This window comes from Streptomyces sp. NPDC048734, assembly GCF_043198675.1.
In the GTDB taxonomy this organism is placed as follows: domain Bacteria; phylum Actinomycetota; class Actinomycetes; order Streptomycetales; family Streptomycetaceae; genus Streptomyces.
On the sequence record NZ_JBICUZ010000009.1, the window covers coordinates 296,955 to 315,353 of the forward strand.

The following is an 18,399-nucleotide window of genomic DNA, read 5'->3' on the forward strand; positions in this document are numbered from 1 at the left end:
CCCAGCGCGTGCCTGAGTGGGGTCTCCGGGCCCCCCCCGCCCGCCCCCGGGCGGCCCCGGGCCCCCCCCCCCCCCCCCCCCCCCCCCCCCCCACGAGCGGGGGCCTCGCGCCGTCGTCACCGCCCCGTGCCGAGGTCGAAGACGATGCGGGCCTTGACCTCGCCGCGCAGCACCTCGTCGATGGAGTCGTTGACGGAGTCGAGGGCGCGGGTCTCGTAGATGACCTTGGTGCGTCCGGCGGCGTGCAGTTGGAAGACCTCGGCGAGGTCCTGACGGGTGCCGACGATGGAGCCGATCACCGAGGTGCCGTTGAGGACGGTGTCGAAGATCGGCACGCGGACCGTGCCGTGGGCCGGCAGGGCCACCATCACCAGCTTGCCGCCGCGTCGCAGCCCGGCGTTGACGGCTTCGAAGGCCGCGTCGTTCACCGCGAGCGCGATGGCCGCGTGGGCGCCGCCGTGCCGCTTGAGCACCTCGGCGACGTTCTCCACCCGGGCGTCGATGACGATGTCCGCGCCGAGTTCCTTCGCCAGCTCCAGCTTCTCGTCGGTGACGTCGATCGCGGCGACGGTGGCACCGGCGATCTTGGCGTACTGCACGGCCAGGTGGCCGAGCCCGCCGACGCCGGAGACGGCGACGAGCTGGGTGGGCTTCACGTCGGCGACCTTGAGCGCCTTGTAGGTGGTCACGCCCGCGCAGGTCAGCGGCGCGGCCTCCAGGGCGCTGACGCCCTCGGGCACCACCTGGGCGTAGTCGGCCCAGGCCAGCATCTTCTCGGCGTATCCGCCGTCGCAGCCGTAGCCGGTGTTGATCTGCTGCTCGCACAGGGTCTCCCAGCCGGACAGGCAGTGCTCGCACCGCCCGCAGGCCCTGCCCAGCCAGGGCACGGCGACCCGCTGCCCGACGGACAGGTGGGTGACGCCCTCGCCGAGCTTCTCGACCAGGCCGACGCCCTCGTGGCCGGGCACGAACGGCGGGTTGGGCTTGACCGGCCAGTCACCGTGCGCGGCGTGGATGTCGGTGTGGCACAGCCCGGACGCCTCCACCCGGACCCGGACCTGACCCGGACCGGGCTCGGGGTCCGGACGCTCCTCGATGACCAGGGGCTCACCGAATGCTCGAACGACCGCTGCCTTCATGGCTCTTCTCCTCTGTGCTGTCTGTGCTGTCTGTGCTGTTCTGGATGTGCTGGTGCGTGGTGGGCCGTGCGGCGTCAGGGGTGCGCGACGACGGCGACGGGGGCCGCGGAGTGGTGCAGGACGGCGTGGGCGACCGGGCCGATGTGGGCGCCCAGCGGGTTGCGGCGGATCCGGCGGCCCACGACGACGAGGGAGGCCTCGCGGGCGGCGTCCAGCACGAGGTCGGCCGCGCTGCCCAGGCGGGAGATCTCGACGACCTCGACGTCCGGGTACTTCGTACGCCAGGGGAGCAGCACCTCGGCCAGAGCGGCGGCTTCCTGCCGGCCGAGCTCGGCACCGACCTCGGGCGCCGCGGGCAGGCTGTAGACGTAGTACGGCGCCAGCGTCCACGCGTGCACCACGCGCAGGGCGGTGCCGCGGCGGTCGGCCTCCTCGAAGGCGAAGTCGAGGACGGCGTCGTCGGGCCTGGCCACGTCCAGGCCGAGCACGACCGGGCGGTACGGGGCCGCCGCGGACGGGGTGCCGGCCGGATCCGCGACGTGCTCGTCGGCGGCGGCCTGCTTTCCGGCCCGGACGAGCACCACCGGGACATCGGTGTGCGCGACGGCCGCCAGGCCCACCGAGCCGACCAGGAAGCCGCCGAGCCCGCTGAGGGCGCGGGAGCCGAGGACGAGCAGTTCGGCGTCCTGCGCGGCGTCCGCCAGCACGTCGGCGGGCGTGCCGGTCAGTTGCCGCTGCGTGATCTCGACGCCGGGGTGGCGCAGCCGCAGGCCCTCGGCCGTCTCACGCGGGATGCGCTCGCTCCAGTGCGCCTGCGTCTCGGCGCCGAGCAGCGGCGCCTGGGCCATCGGCTCCGGCACCGGCTGCCACACGTGGACCAGCGTCAGCGGCAGACCGCGCAACTGCGCCTCACGTGCGGCCCACTGCGCGGCGGCGTTGCTCTCGGACGACCCGTCGATACCCGCGACAACAGTGCGGACCATGGTGTTCTGCCTCCTGGACTCGGCTTCTGCTTCCAGCATGCGGCAGTGGAGGCCGTCCGCAGCAGGGCCGCAGGTCCTCGGCGCGGGCCGACCGGCCCCATCGGCCCTGCTCCGGGCGGCCCGGCCGGGCCGCCGGTCCGGCCACACCGCCCTGAGCAGGGCCGAACGGCCCGCCGCCGGCCCCCCTCCGGCCCAAGCCCCGCCCCGCCCGCCGACGGGAGGCTGGCACGGCGTCCGGGGAGCACCGGACCGGACAGGGACGACCCATCGGGGAGGACGACGGACATGACCGTACGCGTGGGCATCAACGGTTTCGGCCGCATCGGGCGCAACTACCTGCGGTGCGTGCTGGAACGGGCCGAGGCGGGCGGCGCGACGCCCGTGGAGGTGGTGGCCGTCAACGACGTCACGTCACCGGCGGCGCTGGCCCACCTGCTGACGTACGACTCGACGTACGGCCGCCTCGGCCGGCCCGTCGAGCACGACGACACCTCGCTCACCGTCGACGGCCACCGCGTGGCCGTGAGCGCCGAGCGCGACCCGGCCGCCCTCGCCTGGACAGACCTCGGCGTCGACATCGTCATCGAGTCGACCGGCCGCTTCCGCACCCGCGAGCAGGCCGGCCGGCACCTGTCGGCGGGCGCGCGCAAGGTGCTGCTGTCCGTGCCGGGCAAGGACGTCGACGCCACGGTCGTCATGGGCGTCAACGAAGGCACGTACGACGCGCGACGGCACCACGTGGTCTCCAACGCCTCGTGCACCACCAACTGCGTGGCCCCGATGGTGAAGGTGCTCGACGAGCACTTCGGCGTCGTCAAGGGACTGATGACCACCATCCACGGCTACACCAACGACCAGGTGGTCCTCGACGGCCCGCACAAGGACCTGCGCCGCGGTCGCAGCGCCGCCGTGAACATCATCCCCACCAGCACCGGGGCCGCCCGCGCCGTCGGCCTGGTCCTGCCCGAGCTGGCCGGCACCCTCGACGGCAGCGCCGTGCGCGTCCCGGTCGAGGACGGCTCCCTCACCGACCTGACCATGGTCCTCGAACGCCCCGTGACCGCGGACGAGGTCAACGCCGCCTACCGGGAGGCCGCCGCCGGACCGCTCAAGGGCGTCCTGAGGGTCTCCGACGCCCCGATCGTCTCCCGGGACGTCGTCGGGGACCCGGCCTCCTGCGTCCTGGACGCCCCGTTGACCCAGGTCCACGGCGACCTGGTGAAGGTCTTCGGCTGGTACGACAACGAGTGGGGCTACACCAACCGGTTGCTCGACCTCACCGAGTACGTCGCCGCCCGTCTGCCCCGCGACTGACGATCACCCCTCGGGGCTTCCCGCCACGACGAAACGATCCCGTATCCTCCTTTGGCGCCGACCGCTACCGTTGCAGGCGCAGTGAAGCGGTACCACGGCCGGTCACCGGTGGAGAGCGGGAGGAGAACGGGTGGGAAGCCCCGAGGGGGAGCAGGCTCGGATGAGGCTGCCCCAGCTACGGCTGGACGAGCTCCTGGAAGAGTTGCAGGCCCGCCTGGACGCGGCCCGCGGCACCCGGGACCGCGTCCACAGCCTGCTGGAGGCAGTGCTCTCGGTGGGCCGGGAACTGGACCTCGAGCAGGCACTGCACAGCATCGTCGAGGCCGCCGCGGCCCTCGTCGACGCCGAGTACGCCGCACTGGGGGTGATCGGCCCGGACGGGCGCCGGCTGTCGGCGTTCCACACGGTCGGGGTCGGCGAGGAACAGATCGCGCGCATCGGCTCGTACCCGGAGGGCCACGGCATCCTGGGAGAGCTGATCCGCCACCCCGAGCCCCTGCGCCTGGCGAAACTCTCCGAACATTCCGCCTCGTACGGCTTTCCGGCGAACCACCCGCCGATGAACTCCTTCCTCGGCGTCCCCATCCGGGTGCGCGAGCAGGTCTTCGGCAACCTGTACCTCACCGAGAAACGCGGCGGGCTGCAGTTCGACGAGGAGGACGAGGCGGTGCTGTCGACGCTGGCCGTCGCGGCGGGCGTCGCCATCGACAACGCCCGGCTCTACGAGGAGTCCCGGCTGCGCGAGCGCTGGCTCCAGGCCAACGCCGAGATCACCCACCGGCTGATGTCCGGCGGCGAGCAGGGCGACGTCCTCGCGCTCATCGCCGAACAGGCACGCGAGATCACCGGCGCGGCGCTCGCCGTGCTGGCGATCCCGATGCAGGGAACCGACTCCCTCGCCGTGGAACTGGCCATCGGCCTGGAGGCGGAGGCGCACCGGGGCCTCGTACTGCCCCAGGAAGGCAGCCTCATCGGCCAGGCCTTCGCCCAGGACACCCCGGTGATCAGCGCGGACATCACCCGGGACGAACGGACTTCGGCTGGCCCCCCGCGGCTCACGGGGCTGGGTCCGGCCGTGGCCGTCCCCATCGGCTCCGGCGAGAGCGCCCGCGGTGTGGTGCTGCTGGTCCGGGAGACGGGCGGCAACGAGTTCACCGAGAAGGAGATGGCACCGCTGCGGGTCTTCGCCGCCCAGGCGGCCGTCGCCATGGAGCTGGCCGAGCGCCGTCAGGACGCCGAGCAGATCGTGCTGCTCGAGGACCGCGACCGGATCGCCCGGGACCTTCACGACCTGGCCATCCAGCGGCTGTTCGCCACCGGTATGACGCTGCAGAGCGCGGGCCGCTTCATCGAGCACTCGGGTGCTTCCGAGCGGGTGCTGAGGGCGGTGGACGACCTCGACGAGACCATCAAGATCATCCGTTCGACGATCTTCGGTCTGCGCACCCGCGGCGACGAGGCGGCGCCCGGCCTGCGGACCCGGGCGGTCCGGGTGGTCGGAGAGGCCGCGCCCGTCCTCGGCTTCGCCCCCAGCGTCCGCATGGAGGGACTGCTCGACACCCACGTGCCGAAGGACACCGCCGACCACATCGTGGCCGTCCTGTCCGAGTCCCTGACCAACATCGCCCGGCACGCCGGCGCCGACCGCGCCGAGGTCGTGCTGGAGACCGACGGCAAGGAGGTCCGCCTCACGGTCACCGACAACGGTGTGGGCATCCCGGCGGAAGGCCGCCGCAGCGGCCTCACCAACATGGCGGAACGGGCCAGGAAGCTCGGCGGGGACATGGAACACGCCGACCGGGAAGGCGGCGGCACCGAGCTCGTGTGGCACGCCCCGGTGCGGGACACGGAGAGTCCGGCGGCCGGCTGACCACGACCCGACGGCGGGCCCGCCCGGACGGAGACGTTCCGGGCGGGCCCGCCGAGTCGTCGGCGCGAGGCGCGGGAGCCCCGCCGTTCCTCCTCACCGGACTCACCGGACTCACCGGACCGGCGGTTCGGGCAGCTTCCCGCACCGCGCCGACGGCCCTCCGCACGGTCCCGTCGGGCCCTCCTCACCGCCCCGGTGGATCACAGCGGCCCGCGCGCGACGTCCATGGCCTCCCACGCCGTGCGGCGCGGTGAGGCCGGTCCGCCGGGACCGTACCCGAGCCGGATCACCATCTGCGCGTGACCGCGCCGTTCGTCGCCGAGCGACCCCAACTGCGCGCGCAGGTCCGGCCATTCGAGGGCCTGGTGCAGCAACGAGGCCTGGGCGCCGTGGGCGGTGGCCGACAGCAGGACGTGCTCCAGGGCCTGGCCGGCGCGCAGCCAGTCCGCGCGCCGGTCGTGCGCCGTGGACAGCAGGGCGAGCTGCGGATGCGCCTCGTACGGGCGGGCCGCGAGGACGGCCGGGTGCCGGTGGGCGCCGAAGTCCCGCATCGGTACCTGATCCAGGAAGTCCTGGAAACCCAGGACCCCCGTCCGCATGCCCACCGCCGAGGGTTCCACGGCCCGGACCCAGTGCCGGCTCTCGGCCGCGCGGTCGGCGTCCGCCGTGTTGCGGTGTTCCGCCTCCCGCGTGAGCCGCAGCACGTGGCCGGTCTCCTGCGGATCGGGGAAGCGCAGGAAGGCCCCCTCCGCCCGGGCCGCTTCGGTGAGCTCGGCCAAGAGGTGCCCCGGCAGGGGCCGGTCGGAGAACGGGAACCGGCTGCTGTGCCGGCGCCACACGGCGTCGTGCAGGTCGGGTGCCGAGGTACCGCGGGCCGCCCGGGCGAGGCGGACGGTGGCGAGGAGATCCGGCCGACCGGGACGGGGCAGCAGCCGCGTGACGGGTTCGTGGCCGTGATGGGCGGCCGCCACGCGCAGGTTGAGGACGGCGCAGCCGACCGAGAGGTGCAGGGCGCGGCCCGTGGGGTCGAGGTGGCGCAGGCCCCGTTCCGTGGCGGCCCGGATCTCCACCGTCCGGGTCTCCGGGACGTACCGGAAGCGCCAGGGCTGGGTGTTGTGGACGGAGGGCGCCGCCGCGGCGGCGGCGATCAGCCTCTCCAGGACGGGAACGTCGAGAGTCGTCGTGCTCATCGGAACTCCTTTCCGACCCGCACGTGCCGTGGGCGGTGCCGGTCGTCGTCCTGGCTCAGCGTGGTGCCAAGAGAGCGCGAAGGCCATGGGCCGAGTGGCCCCGCCCGGCTCCCGAGTGGCCCCGCCCGGCTCCCGGCCGGCCGCGGCGGACCGGGCCGTGCTCGCCCCCTGCCGTCCGCCCGCCGCCGAACAGGCCCTTGACCGGGGGACGTTCAGCCCCTCGGTCGCGGCCCTTCGGCACTCGGTGGGGGCGGCCCGGCACAGCAGAGTGAGCGGTGTCCGGAACCGACCGGGCCGTCTTCGAAGGGATCACCGCCATGGCCGTGCACGAGCACGCTCACCGCACCGCGGGTCTTCACCTGCCGTCGTTCCGCAGGGGCCGTGCGGCCACGGCGCCCGGGCCCGCCGAGTCGGCACTCGAGGGCACGCACACCGTGCGGGCCCGCCTCCTCGGGAGCCTGCGGATCCTGATGGGGTTCGTCTTCCTGTGGGCCTTCCTCGACAAGGCGTTCGGTCTCGGATACGCGACTTCGTCCGGCAAGGCCTGGGTCGACGGGGGATCGCCGACGAAGGGGTTCCTCAGCGGTGTCGCGGCCGGGCCCCTGGAGTCGACGTTCCACTCCTGGGCCGGTGCCGCCTGGGCGGACTGGCTGTTCATGCTCGGCCTCCTGGGCGTGGGCGCGGCGCTGGTGGCGGGGATCGGTCTGCGGCTCGCCGCGGGGGCGGGAACCGCGATGATGGCGCTGATGTGGATGGCGGAGTGGCCGCCGGCCCAGCACCTCTCGGACGGCGCGCCGAGCATGTCGACGAACCCCTTCGCCGACTACCACCTCGTCTACGCCCTCGTCCTGATCGCCCTGGCCGCCGCCTCCGCCGGGGACACCCTCGGCGCCGGCCGCCGCTGGGCCGCCCTCCCGTTCGTCCGCGACAACGGCTGGTTGCGCTGAGCGCGCCGCACGCGGCGGGCCCCCGACCGGGCCCGCCGCAGCAGTGAGACCCCGACCCCACCACCCCCGCGGCCGGTCCGACCGGCCCTTCATCCAGGAGACACACACCATGTCCCGCACCGTCGCCGTAGGTTTCGACGGCTCCCGCGAGAGCCGCGCCGCCGCCGAGTGGGCCGCCGGGGAGGCGCGGCTGCGCACCCTGCCGCTGCGGCTCGTCCAGGTCTGGGAGCCCCTTCCGGAGTCCATGGCGCAGGACTCCCTCCCCGACGCCGAGACCAGCCGGCACTGGACCGGGAGGATCCCGCGCGAGGCCGCCGAGGAACTGCGACTGCGGCACCCCGGCCTCGACGTCCGGACCGAGCAGCTCTCCGGCGGCCCGGCCGAGGCGCTGTGCCGGGTGGCCGCCGAGGCGGAACTGCTGGTGCTCGGCTCGCGCGGGATGAGCGGGCTCGGCGGCTTCCTGGTCGGCTCGGTCGGCCTCGCCGTCGTGGCGCACGCCGAACGGCCGGTGGTCCTGGTCCGCGCCCCCGAACCCGCCGACGGACACGGCACGGGCGACGCCCACGGGCCGGTCGTGCTGGGTCTGGACACCGGCCGGCCGAGCGAGGCGCTGATCGAGTTCGCCCTGACCGAGGCGGTCCGCCGCGGCGCCGCCGTCCGCGTCGTCCACGGCTGGAGCCCGAAGCCCTCCTACGCCTACGCACTGTCGGTCGACCCCGGCTTCCACGAGACGCTCGCCCGGTACGAGTCCACCGCGCTGACCGAGATGCTCCACCCCTGGCGGGAGAAGTTCCCGGACCTGGAGATCACGGCCGAGTCCCGGTACGGCAGCCCGGCCGCGCAGCTGGTGGAGGCGTCCCGCGACGCCCGGCTCGTGGTGGTGGGCCGCCGGATCCGCCGCCGTGGACCCGGCGCGCACGTCGGCCACGTCACCCACGCGGTGCTGCACCACTGCACCGCTCCCGTCGCCGTCGTCCCGCACGACTGAGCCGCCCCGGTCGCTCCGGGGAGCCGGCCCGCCGCGGACGGCCGCCCGGAGCGCCATCCCTCGGCCACCGGCGCCCCGGCCGGCGGTGGAGGGGGCCGACCGGCCCCACGACCGGCCCCTGACAGCCCCTGGGCCCTCCCCCGCGCGCCGCCGACGATCGACGTAGCGACAAGCCCCGAAGGAGTCCCCGATGACGGACGACCTGCTCAGCCGGCCCGGAGTCCACGCCCTGCTCGCGGACGGCACCACCGTGCGCATCCGTCCCGTGCTGCCGGGCGACCACGACCAGCTGGAGGGGCTCTACCAGGAGGTGTCCCCGCAGAACCCGCGCCGCGGGTTCCGCGCGGTGGACGGCCGGTCCGCCGGGACGGCCGCCGACCGGGCCTGCGCCCCCGCGCGGCCCGGCCGTCGCGCGCTGCTGGCCGAGGCACGGGGCAGCGTCCTCGGGCTCGCACAGTACGACGCGCCGTACGACACCGACGGCGCGCCCGACGCCGCGGACCTCTTCGTCGCCGTCGCCGCGGGCCTGCACCACCGGGGCGTGGGCACCCTCCTCGTCGAGCACCTCGTGTCGGCGGCCCGGTCGGACGGCATCACCACCTTCACGGCGGACGCGCTCGCCGAGGACCGGGAGGCCCTGCGTCTCTTCGCCGACCTCGGCCTGCGCGTCGACCGCCGCCCGGAAGGACCGGACGTCCGCTGCACCGTCGCGCTGGGCGAGGACGACGCCTACCTGTCCGCCGTCGAGGCCCGCGGCCGGGTCGCCGACGTCGCCAGCCTGGAACCGCTGCTGCGGCCCAACGCCGTCGCCGTCGTCGGCGCCGGCCGGGTCCCCGGTTCCGTGGGGCGGGCCCTGCTGCACCACCTCCACGTGGGCGGGTTCACGGGGCGTCTGTTCGCGGTCAACCCCGGCGCCACCTCGCTGCTCGGCGTGCCCTCGTACCCTTCCGTCGACTCCTTGCCCACGACACCCGACCTCGTGGTCATCGCCGGGCCCGCCGCCTCGGTGCCGACCGTGGCGGAGCAGTGCGGCAAGGCCGGCGTACGGGCCCTGGTCGTCGTCACGGCGGGGCTGGACGACGACCGGGGGCGCGCTCTGCTGACGATCTGCCGCACGTACGGCATGAGGCTGGTGGGCCCGGACTGCCTCGGCGTTTCGAACACCGAGCCGCGCCTGTGCCTGGACGCCACCTTCGCCGCCGGCCACCCGCTGCCGGGCACCGCCGGAGTGGCCGTGCAGTCGGGAGGCGTCGGCATCGCACTGCTGGAGGGCCTGTCCCGGCTCGGCATCGGCGTCTCCACCTTCGCCTCCCTCGGCGAGAAGTACGACGTCAGCGGCAACGACCTGCTCCAGTGGTGGGAGAGCGACGACCGCACCGACCTCGCCGTGCTGCACCTGGAGTCCTTCGGCGACCCACGGGCCTTCTCCCGCACCGCGCGGCGCGTCACGCGCCGCATGCCGGTGCTGACCGTCGACGCCGGCCGCACCGAGGCCGGCCGCAGGGCCGCCGCCGCGCACACCGCCGCCGCGGCCACCCGCACCATGACCCGTCAGGCCCTCTTCACCCAGGCCGGCGTCACCGCCACGCACTCGATCGGCGAACTCCTCGAAACCGCCGCCCTGTTCCACACACAGCCGCTGCCCGCCGGTACCCGCGTCGCCGTGCTCACCAACGCCGGCGGGGTGGGCGTCCTGGCCGCCGACGCCTGTGCCGAGGCCGGACTCGTCCTGTCCCGGTTCAGTACGCGACTCGTCGACGACCTGCGCGCCGTCCTGCCGGCCGGAGCCGCCGTGAGCAACCCGGTGGACACCACCGCGGCCGTCACCGAGGACGAACTGCGCACCTGCCTGGACCGGCTCGCGCAGGACCCGGCGATCGACGCCCTGCTGGTGGCACTCGTCCCCACCGCGGTCGCCGAGGCCACCGGCGACGACCTGCTGCGCGCCGTCACCCGGGGACCGGGACGGCGGCCGCGGCCGGTCGCCGTCGTGCGCCTGGACCAGGCGGTGCCCGTCACCCTGCTGCCCGCCGCCGCCGACGACGACGGCGTCCCCTCGTACGCGGAACCCCGGGCGGCGGCGCGCGCCCTGGCCCACGCCGCCCGGCGCGCGGCCTGGCTGCGCCGGCCGGCGGGCACCGTCGTGGACGCCGACGGGGTCGACACCGAACGCGCCCACGAGATCGCCGCGGCCTACCTCGCCGCCCACCCGGACGGCGGCCGGCTCGACCCCCGTACCTGCGCCGACCTCCTGTCCTGCTACGGCATCCCCCTCACGCCCTGGGCCTGGGCCGAGACGGAGGACGAGGCCGTGCTCGCCGCCGACCGGCTGCGCGGCTCGGACGGCCGGGTCGTCATGAAGGCCCACTGGCCCGGACTGGTCCACAAGAGCGAACAGCACGCGGTCCACCTCGGCCTGCGGGGCGAGGACCGGGTGCGGGCCGCCTTCCGCGACCTGCAGACGCGCTTCGCCGGACTGATGACCGGCGTGGTCGTGCAACCCCTCGCCGAGCGCGGCACCGAACTGTTCGCCGGCGTCGTCCAGGACGACGTCTTCGGGCCGCTCGTCCTGTTCGGCCTCGGCGGCACCGCCACCGAGGTACTGGCCGACCAGGCCGCCCGGCTCGCCCCGCTCACCGACCACGACGTGCACGACCTGATCACGTCCCCGCGCTGCGCCCCGCTCCTGTTCGGCGCGCACGGCGACGGCCCCGTCGACCTCGAGGGCCTGGAACAGCTGCTGGCGCGGCTCTCCCGGCTGGCGGGCGACCTGCCGCAGCTCGCCGAGGCCGACCTCGACCCGGTCCTCGCGGCCCCCGGCCCGGTCTGCGTGCTCGACGCGCGGATCCGGCTGCTGCCGTGCCGGGCCCACGACCCCTTTCTGCGCAGGCTCCGCTGAGGAGGCAGGACCATGAGAAACGCCGAGGTCGCGTCCGTGATGACCACCGACGTCGTCCGAGCCGGGTACGGCACCCCCTTCAAGGCCGTCGCGCGGCTGCTCGCCGAGCACCGCATCGGCGGACTGCCGGTGGTCGACGAGCACGACCACGTCATCGGTGTCGTCTCCGAGACGGACCTGATGACGCGCCAGGGGGAGACACCCGTCTTCCACCGGCCCGCCCGGCGCGCCGGACTCCCCGCGCTCACGCCCGGCGCCAGGCGGCGGGCGGTGCGGGCGAGGGCCCGCACCGCCGGACAGCTCATGACCGCGCCGCCCGTCACCGCGCACGCCGGCGACACCGTCGTCCAGGCCGCCCGCACCATGGCCCGACGGCACGTGCAACGGCTGCCGGTGCTCGACGCCGGGGGCCGGCTGGTCGGCATCGTCACCCGGCACGACCTGATGCGGATCTTCCTGCGGCCCGACGCGGAGATCCGTCGGGAGGTGATCGACGAGATACTGGTGAAAGCACTGTGGCTGCCACCCAGGAGCGTCGACGTCTTCGTGACGGAAGGCGTGGTCACCCTGGACGGCCGTATGGAGCGCAGGAGCGAGACCGAGATCGCCGTGGCCATGGCCCGCCGGACGGACGGCGCGGTCGGCGTGGTCGACAGACTCACCTACCGGATGGACGACACCCGGCCCCGGCCCGACACCCGGGTCCCGCACGGCGCGGCCGACGGACGGCCGCGACGCATCTGAGAGACGCATCTGACAGGAGGCGGATCGCCATGCCGGACAACGTGCTGGTCGCCTACGCGACGAAGAACGGCTCGACGGCGCAGATCGCGGAGGCGGTCGCGGAGGTCCTTCGCAAGGACGGGCTCGCGGCCGAGGCACTGCCCGCCGGGTCCGTGACGGACGTGGCGCTCTACGACGCCGTGGTGGTCGGCGGCGGACTGTACGCCGGACGCTGGCACAGGGACGCCCGCCGCTTCGTACGACGCCACCGCCGGGCGCTGACCGGGCGTCCGGTGTGGTTCTTCAGCAGCGGACCGCTGGACGCCTCGGCCTCCGGGCGGGACATCCCGCCCGTGCCCGGTGTCCGGCGCGCCATGGACAAGCTCGACGTCACCGAACACGTCACCTTCGGCGGGCGGCTGGAGGAGGGAGCCAGGGGACGCGTCGCCCGCATGATCGTCCGGTCCGGGAAGGGCGGCGACTTCCGTGATTTCGCCGCGATCGAGTCGTGGGCGGCGGGCGTCGCGAAGGCCCTGCGCGACCGCGGGAGCGCGTAGGGAGCGGGTCGGCGAGCCCCCTGGTGCCCGTCACCGTGACGGGCACCAGGGGGCGCCCACGCGGCGACCGGCTGCCGTGACCGGCCGGCGGGCCTGTCGGCCGGTCATGCCGTGCCGAGGTGCGCCCGGTCACGCCGTGCCGAGGCGCGCGGTGACGGGGCCCGGCCGGAGCAGGCGATCGGTGAACCAGTCCAGGCCGAGCTCTGTCGCGGTGTTCAGCACACCCGGCTCGGTGAAGGCGTGCGTGGCGCCGGGGACCACGGCGACGCGGTGCTCACAGCGCATCCAGTCGGCCGCCACCCGGCTGCGGCCGAGCACCCGGGTGTCGAGTCCGCCGACGACGAGCAGCGCCGGGGCCTCGAGCGCGGCGAGCGCGGCCGGCCCGGCCAGGTCGGGACGGCCACTGCGGGACACGACCGCGCGGACGTCGTCGCCCGCGGCGGCCTCCAGAGCGGCCGCCGCACCCGTGCCCGTGCCGAAGTAGGCCACCGGCAGGGGGATCTCGCGGCGGAGCCACCGGGAGGCGGCGCGCAGGCGCCGGGCCAGCAGGACGACGTCGTGGACGTTGTGCGGGGTGCGTTCCTCCTCGGCGAGCAGGTCGAGCAGGAGGGTGCCGAGGTGCCGCCCGCGCAGGGCGTCGGCGAAGCGCTGTTCCCGCGGGCCGTGACGGCCCGAGCCGCGCACCAGAACCACCATCGCCCAGGGGGCGGCGGGAAGCGAGAGCCGCCCGCTCAGCCGCACCGGTCCGGCGGGCACCTCCACCTCGCCCCGCGGCCAGGACCCGTCCGATACGGCGGTCCCCTCGCGCGCCGCCGCTCCGTCGAGCGCCGGCGAGGCGGCCGCACCGGTCGCGGCCGGCCCGCGTGCCGCACTCCGGCCGGCGCCGGGCGCGGTGCGGTGGCGGGCACCCACGGAACCAGGATCGTGCGGAGACCTCCTGGCACGGAGAACGTCCTCGGTGAGCCGTCGCAGCCGTGCCGGCGTGCCTTCCGCACCGGCCGGAACCGGCGCCCCCACCCGGCCTGCGCCCGGCACGCGGACCGCCCGCCGGGTGGCGTCCGCGGGGACGGCGGCGGTCGGCGCCTCGTCCGCCGCCGTGCCGGCACGGCCGGGTTGCCGCGGCGGGCGGACCGGACGGCTGAGCCGTACCCGGTGCTCCGGTGCGCGGCCGACGGTGCCCATCGGACCCATGAAGCCGATGGGACCCATGAAGCCGATGGGGCCGACGGCGCCGAAGTCCGGGCCCGGTCGGCGGGGCGCACTCGGACCGCCCGCCGTCGGCGCGTACGGGGACGCATCCGGGCGTCCGGTGGCCTCGTGCGCCGTCCCGGCCCCGTCCGGGGGGCCCGGCGTCACGACGTCGGTGCGGTACGGGGACGGCACGACGTCGGTGCGGTACGGGGGCCGCGGAGTACGGGCGGGCCGCAACGCGGCGTCCGTGCGGTCGTCGTGGCGCATACGCCACCTCCTGGGGCGCGGCGGCGGTCGGCCGCCTCGATGTTCATCGCAGCACGCGCGCGTGACCGCCGTGCAGGGCCGGACGCTCCTGCCCGCGGGCCGGTCGGCCCCTTCCGGGGAAGAGGTCCGCGAGGGGCCGCGCGGTGCCCGCCGCCGGTCATCCGGTGCGCTGGGTCCACCGCGGGCCGATCAGCTCCCACTCCGCGGCCCACCGGGCCAGCCGGCCCTGGTCGAGCCGCCACCGTGCGAGAGCGCCGACGCCGAGAGCGGCGACGGCGACGGCCAGCGCGGCGCCGGCGCCGAAGAAGGCCGCCTCGACGGCGCCTTCGGTGGCGCCCGTCGGCTGCGGAGCGAGCGTGCCGCGGTCGTCCTGCCAGACGGTGATCCTCGCGCCGGATTCGGTGCCCCTGCTCACCAGCGTCAGCCCGGTCCGCGAGGTGCCGTCGGGAGCCGTCCAGCGCACCCCGGCCCTCATCCGGTAGGCGTTGCCGACGTCCGTCGTGGCGCGGGGCACGTCGGCGAGCACGACGGCCGTGACGGGGTGCCGCTCGGCACGCTCCCGGGCGGACGCCTGGACGGCGGCGTGGGCCGTCACGAACCCGGCGAGGGTCCCGCCGACGAGCACGACCGTCCACAGCACCAGCATGATCCAGGCCTCGACGACATCCTCGTGCCGCCGCAGCGGATCGTCCCGCCTCCGCCACGGCATTCCCACGCCCCTGCTGCCGCGCATCGCCGGCACCTCCTCGCCCGTCCTCGTCATGCTTCGACGGTGGCAGCGAAGCCGGGCGCGGGGCAGGGGCCGAGGGGGCGGCTCCCCTGGGCCGAACGGACCTGCCCCGGCCCCGCCGAGAGGCCGTTGGGCCCTCCGCGGCGCCCCCCCCCCGGGGGGGGGGCCGCGCCCCGGCCCCCCGGGCGGGGCCGGGCGCGGGCCCGCCGGGGCCCCGCGGCTGCCGGGGCCCGGGGGCCGGCGGGGGGGGGGCGGGGCGCGGAACGCAGTGCGCGGGAGCCGTGCTCCGCCCGCCGACGGCGGCGCGGGGGTCCGGCTCCCGCCCTGGAGCGAGAACCCGAGAGGTGCGGCATGAAAGGCTACGTATTCCACGGTCCCGGACAGTCCGCCTGGGAAGAGATGCCGGACCCCGGCATCAGGGAGGCCACCGACGCCATCGTCCGGGTCGACGCCGTCACCATCTGCGGGACGGACCTGCACATCCTCAAGGGCGACGTACCCGAGGTGCGCTCCGGCACGGTGCTGGGCCACGAGGCCGTCGGTGAGATCGTCGAGGTCGGCGGCGACGTGCGTACGGTGCGGCCGGGGGACCAGGTCCTGGTCTCCTGCATCAGCGCCTGCGGGCGGTGCCGTTACTGCCGCGAGGCCATGTACGGCCAGTGCCGGGGCGGCGGGGGCTGGATCCTCGGTCACCTGATCGACGGAACGCAGGCCGAGTACGTCCGGGTCCCGTACGCCGACCTCTCCGTGTACCCGTTGCCGGGCGCGGTGACCAGCGAGGACGCCGTGCTGCTGGCCGACATCTTCCCGACCTCCTACGAGGTGGGCGTGCTCAACGGCCGGGTCCGTCCCGGGGACACCGTCGTCGTCGTGGGGGCCGGTCCCGTCGGGCTGGCGGCCGTCGCCACCGCCCGGCTGTTCTCGCCCGAGCGGATCATCGCCGTGGACGTGGCGGCGTCCCGCCTGGAGGCCGCCCGCAAACTCGGGGCCGAGACCGTCGCGGACGCCCGTGAGGACCCCGAGCAACTGGTCGCCGACCTCACCGACGGCCTGGGCGCCGACGTCGTCATCGAGGCGGTCGGCGTGCCGGAGACCTTCGAGATGTGCACCCGGATGGTGCGGCCCGGCGGCCGGGTCGCCAACGTCGGCGTCCACGGCAAGCCGGCGACGCTGCACCTGGAAGACCTGTGGATCAAGAACGTGACCATCACCACGGGTCTGGTCGACACCCACTCCACACCCACCCTGCTGCGGATGGCGGCCGCAGGCCGGCTGCCCACCTCCCAGCTGGTCACCCACACCTTCCCGCTCGACAGCATGCAGGAGGCGTACGACGTCTTCGGTAACGCCGCCGAGACCGGTGCGCTCAAGGTCGTGCTCGGAGGGCAGCGGCACGACTCCCTGGCCGTGCGGGCGGAACAGCGGTGAGGTGACCGGGGCGCTCGGCGGGCCGGACCCGCGGACGGGCGGGTCCGGCCCGCCGGCGGTCGCGCCGTCCCGCACGCGTCGCCCGCGGGCCCCGGGCCCGGGCCGCTCCGCCACCGGTCCCGATCCGCCCGGCGGCTCCCTCCCCGCAGGCGTGCGGGGGGACCGGACGGCACGGCGGAAGGGGCCGTTCGGCGCGCCGCCGGGTTCCCCCGGCCCCTGCCCCAGCCCCGGTCCGGGGACGAGCATCGGCCGTGAGCCGTCGCGCAGTCGTCGGGCGGAGCCGAAGGGGAGGAAGCCATGACCCACCACCATCAGCACCAGGAACGAGTGGTCGTCCAGGAACGAGTGGTCGTCCGGGAACGAGTGGTCGTCGGAGTGGACGGCTCGCTCGTCTCCGTACGCGCGCTGGACCGCGCCGCGGACGAGGCGGCCCGCCGCGGCTGCCCGCTGCGCGTGGTCTACGCCGTGGCCGACCGCGACGAGGCCGCACCGGTGCTGGCGTCCTCCGCGTCCCGCGTCGCCGACCGCCATCCGGCGCTCGCGGTGGAGACCGTGGCCGCCGAGGGCGGGGCGGTGCGGGCGCTGGCCGACGCGAGCGGATCGGCGTCCCTCACCGTGGTGGGCACCAGGGGGCTCGGAGGGCTCGGCGGTCTGCTGTTCGGTTCGGTGAGCCTGCGCGTGGCCGCGCACACCCACGGTCCGTTGCTCGTCGTGCGCGGCGACCACGCCGACGGCGACGGCGGGGACGTACTGATGCACCTGCCGGACGACGCCGACGCGGCCGTGGCCGACTACGCCTTCGAGGAGGCGCGGCGGCGCGGGGCCCGGCTGCGGGTGCTGCACACCCCGGCCCACCGGCACGTCCTGCCCGAACTGCCCTCGCTGGTGCCCGCGACGAGCCCGGGACAGGAACGGCTCGCCCGCAGGGAACGGGCCGACGAGGCCGTGCCCCGCTTCGGCCTGGCCGCGCAGCGCGACCGGCACCCGCAGGTGGAGGTCGTCGCGGACACGGTCCGCACCGGACCGGCGCACGCGCTGCTGGAGGCCACGCGGGACGCCGCCGTCGTCGTGATCGGCGTCCGCCGGACCGACGGACGACCGGGACCGCACCCCGGCGCGGTCGGCCACACGCTGCTGCACCGCTCCCACTGCCCCGTGGTCGTCGTTCCCGCCGGCTGACCGGCACGCGCGCGACCGCGGTGCCCGTCCGGACAGCGACGGTGGGCGGCCGGTGACGCACCGTCCGCCCACCGTCGGTTTCTCCTTCGGGCTCCTGTGCGGCCCGCCGTACCGCCGCAGCGCGGGAGCCCCCGTCTCAGCTCGGCACGCTGCGCGGGAATCCGCCCGAGAAGTCGCACTCGACGTCGACGACGCCCTCGACGGCGCGCACCAGACGGGCGGCGACGGGTACCAGGGAGGTGTCGCGGATGTGACCGGTGAGGGTCACCACGCCGTCCTGGACCTCCACGCCCAGGGGTTCGGCCGGGGCGGGGAAGAGGACGGAGACGACCTCCCGCCGGACCTCCTCGGCGATGTCCCGGTCCGTCCGCAGGAAGACCTTCAGCAGGTCCGCCCGGCTGACCAGACCGTCGAGAAGGCCCTCGGCGTTGACGACGGGCAGCCGCTTGACCTTGCGCTGGGCCATGATGCGGGCGGCCTGGGCGAGGGTGGCGTCGGCGTGCACGGTCACCGCCGGGGTGCTCATCAGTTCCCCCGCGGTCAGCGCGCCCGCCTTGGCGAGGTCGGCCAGCCGGCTCCGCTGGGTGTACCGGTCGGGGTCGTCGTCGCGGAACTCCTCCTTCGGGAGCAGGTCGGCCTCGGACACCACGCCGACGACCCGGCCCTCGCCCTCCAGCACCGGCAGGGCGCTGACCTTCCACTCCTCCATGAGCTGGACGATGTCCTTGAAGCGCGCGTCGCGGCCCACGGCCACGACCGTGTGCGTCATGACGTCGCTGACGATGTGCGGACTGCTGGACATGCTGTGCTCCTCGGAGTGTCGGAAGCGAGGTGGCGGTGGGCGGAGCGGCGAAGGCGGAGGGGCGGTGGACGGAGGCGGGGTGGCGGTGGGGGAGCGGCGGTGACCGGGTCCGGGCGGGCGGGGGGGGGGGGGGGGGGGCGCGCCCCCCCCCCCCCCCCCCCCCCCCCCCCCCCCCCCCCCCCCCCCCCCCCC

The 18,399-nt window shown here is 75.5% G+C and carries 15 protein-coding genes; 9 read left to right on the top strand and 6 right to left on the bottom strand.

What is annotated here, in order from left to right:
* Positions 1-116 precede the first annotated feature (116 nt).
* Together adhP and ACGFQC_RS24450 are read right to left on the bottom strand one after the other, a co-directional pair.
* The gene (adhP, locus tag ACGFQC_RS24445; RefSeq protein WP_363089332.1) at positions 117-1,139 is read right to left on the bottom strand and encodes an alcohol dehydrogenase AdhP; all 1,023 of its coding nucleotides are present in this window, start codon (positions 1,137-1,139) and stop codon (positions 117-119) included.
* A gap of 74 nt (positions 1,140-1,213) precedes the next feature.
* Positions 1,214-2,122: a universal stress protein gene (locus tag ACGFQC_RS24450; RefSeq protein ID WP_363089331.1), complete on the bottom strand. Its 909-nt coding sequence runs from the start codon at positions 2,120-2,122 to the stop codon at positions 1,214-1,216.
* Positions 2,123-2,407: 285 nt separating this feature from the next.
* On the opposite strand from ACGFQC_RS24450, the gene gap reads away from it, so the two are divergent.
* The gene (gap, locus tag ACGFQC_RS24455) at positions 2,408-3,436 is read left to right on the top strand and encodes a type I glyceraldehyde-3-phosphate dehydrogenase (protein WP_363089330.1); all 1,029 of its coding nucleotides are present in this window, start codon (positions 2,408-2,410) and stop codon (positions 3,434-3,436) included.
* 160 nt (positions 3,437-3,596) lie between these two features.
* Positions 3,597-5,306 (top strand): GAF domain-containing protein, encoded by a 1,710-nt coding sequence (locus ACGFQC_RS24460; RefSeq protein WP_363089329.1) that lies wholly within the window; start codon positions 3,597-3,599, stop codon positions 5,304-5,306.
* Between the two features lie 200 nt (positions 5,307-5,506).
* Here ACGFQC_RS24460 and ACGFQC_RS24465 read toward each other — a convergent pair whose 3' ends face one another.
* Positions 5,507-6,496: an Acg family FMN-binding oxidoreductase gene (locus ACGFQC_RS24465; protein WP_363089328.1), complete on the bottom strand. Its 990-nt coding sequence runs from the start codon at positions 6,494-6,496 to the stop codon at positions 5,507-5,509.
* Between the two features lie 317 nt (positions 6,497-6,813).
* Here ACGFQC_RS24465 and ACGFQC_RS24470 point away from each other — a divergent pair, with 317 nt between their 5' ends.
* From ACGFQC_RS24470 to ACGFQC_RS24490, 5 genes are all read left to right on the top strand, one after another.
* Positions 6,814-7,443 carry a hypothetical protein gene (locus ACGFQC_RS24470; protein ID WP_363089514.1) on the top strand — a complete coding sequence of 210 codons (630 nt, stop codon included), beginning with the start codon at positions 6,814-6,816 and terminating at the stop codon, positions 7,441-7,443.
* Positions 7,444-7,552: 109 nt separating this feature from the next.
* The gene (locus ACGFQC_RS24475) at positions 7,553-8,431 is read left to right on the top strand and encodes a universal stress protein (RefSeq protein ID WP_363089327.1); all 879 of its coding nucleotides are present in this window, start codon (positions 7,553-7,555) and stop codon (positions 8,429-8,431) included.
* 190 nt (positions 8,432-8,621) lie between these two features.
* Complete coding sequence (locus tag ACGFQC_RS24480; protein ID WP_363089326.1) at positions 8,622-11,330, top strand: GNAT family N-acetyltransferase; 2,709 nt, start codon at positions 8,622-8,624, stop codon at positions 11,328-11,330.
* A 12-nt stretch (positions 11,331-11,342) separates the two neighbouring features.
* Complete coding sequence (locus ACGFQC_RS24485; protein WP_363089325.1) at positions 11,343-12,074, top strand: CBS domain-containing protein; 732 nt, start codon at positions 11,343-11,345, stop codon at positions 12,072-12,074.
* 29 nt (positions 12,075-12,103) lie between these two features.
* Positions 12,104-12,610: a flavodoxin domain-containing protein gene (locus ACGFQC_RS24490; protein ID WP_363089324.1), complete on the top strand. Its 507-nt coding sequence runs from the start codon at positions 12,104-12,106 to the stop codon at positions 12,608-12,610.
* A 129-nt stretch (positions 12,611-12,739) separates the two neighbouring features.
* Here ACGFQC_RS24490 and ACGFQC_RS24495 read toward each other — a convergent pair whose 3' ends face one another.
* The gene (locus ACGFQC_RS24495) at positions 12,740-14,068 is read right to left on the bottom strand and encodes a phosphoribosyltransferase (RefSeq protein ID WP_363089323.1); all 1,329 of its coding nucleotides are present in this window, start codon (positions 14,066-14,068) and stop codon (positions 12,740-12,742) included.
* Positions 14,069-14,225: 157 nt separating this feature from the next.
* A complete protein-coding gene (locus ACGFQC_RS24500) occupies positions 14,226-14,831 on the bottom strand; it encodes a hypothetical protein (protein WP_363089322.1) in 606 nt (201 codons plus the stop codon).
* A 318-nt stretch (positions 14,832-15,149) separates the two neighbouring features.
* On the opposite strand from ACGFQC_RS24500, the gene ACGFQC_RS24505 reads away from it, so the two are divergent.
* Positions 15,150-16,226: a zinc-dependent alcohol dehydrogenase family protein gene (locus tag ACGFQC_RS24505; protein ID WP_363089321.1), complete on the top strand. Its 1,077-nt coding sequence runs from the start codon at positions 15,150-15,152 to the stop codon at positions 16,224-16,226.
* 363 nt (positions 16,227-16,589) lie between these two features.
* Positions 16,590-17,405 carry a universal stress protein gene (locus ACGFQC_RS24510; RefSeq protein ID WP_363089513.1) on the top strand — a complete coding sequence of 272 codons (816 nt, stop codon included), beginning with the start codon at positions 16,590-16,592 and terminating at the stop codon, positions 17,403-17,405.
* A 136-nt stretch (positions 17,406-17,541) separates the two neighbouring features.
* Here the strand turns inward: ACGFQC_RS24510 and ACGFQC_RS24515 are convergent, their stop codons facing one another.
* The gene (locus ACGFQC_RS24515) at positions 17,542-18,207 is read right to left on the bottom strand and encodes a CBS domain-containing protein (RefSeq protein ID WP_363089320.1); all 666 of its coding nucleotides are present in this window, start codon (positions 18,205-18,207) and stop codon (positions 17,542-17,544) included.
* Positions 18,208-18,399: the final 192 nt, after the last annotated feature.

Coding starts and splice junctions, on each gene's coding strand:
- ACGFQC_RS24480 (WP_363089326.1), top strand. CDS start 8,622: ATGACGGACGACCTGCTCAGCCGGCCCGGAGTCCACGCCCTGCTCGCG.
- ACGFQC_RS24475 (WP_363089327.1), top strand. CDS start 7,553: ATGTCCCGCACCGTCGCCGTAGGTTTCGACGGCTCCCGCGAGAGCCGC.
- ACGFQC_RS24485 (WP_363089325.1), top strand. CDS start 11,343: ATGAGAAACGCCGAGGTCGCGTCCGTGATGACCACCGACGTCGTCCGA.
- ACGFQC_RS24500 (WP_363089322.1), bottom strand. CDS start 14,831: ATGACGAGGACGGGCGAGGAGGTGCCGGCGATGCGCGGCAGCAGGGGC.
- ACGFQC_RS24495 (WP_363089323.1), bottom strand. CDS start 14,068: ATGCGCCACGACGACCGCACGGACGCCGCGTTGCGGCCCGCCCGTACT.
- ACGFQC_RS24470 (WP_363089514.1), top strand. CDS start 6,814: ATGGCCGTGCACGAGCACGCTCACCGCACCGCGGGTCTTCACCTGCCG.
- adhP (WP_363089332.1), bottom strand. CDS start 1,139: ATGAAGGCAGCGGTCGTTCGAGCATTCGGTGAGCCCCTGGTCATCGAG.
- ACGFQC_RS24490 (WP_363089324.1), top strand. CDS start 12,104: ATGCCGGACAACGTGCTGGTCGCCTACGCGACGAAGAACGGCTCGACG.
- ACGFQC_RS24460 (WP_363089329.1), top strand. CDS start 3,597: ATGAGGCTGCCCCAGCTACGGCTGGACGAGCTCCTGGAAGAGTTGCAG.
- ACGFQC_RS24465 (WP_363089328.1), bottom strand. CDS start 6,496: ATGAGCACGACGACTCTCGACGTTCCCGTCCTGGAGAGGCTGATCGCC.
- ACGFQC_RS24505 (WP_363089321.1), top strand. CDS start 15,150: ATGAAAGGCTACGTATTCCACGGTCCCGGACAGTCCGCCTGGGAAGAG.
- gap (WP_363089330.1), top strand. CDS start 2,408: ATGACCGTACGCGTGGGCATCAACGGTTTCGGCCGCATCGGGCGCAAC.
- ACGFQC_RS24515 (WP_363089320.1), bottom strand. CDS start 18,207: ATGTCCAGCAGTCCGCACATCGTCAGCGACGTCATGACGCACACGGTC.
- ACGFQC_RS24450 (WP_363089331.1), bottom strand. CDS start 2,122: ATGGTCCGCACTGTTGTCGCGGGTATCGACGGGTCGTCCGAGAGCAAC.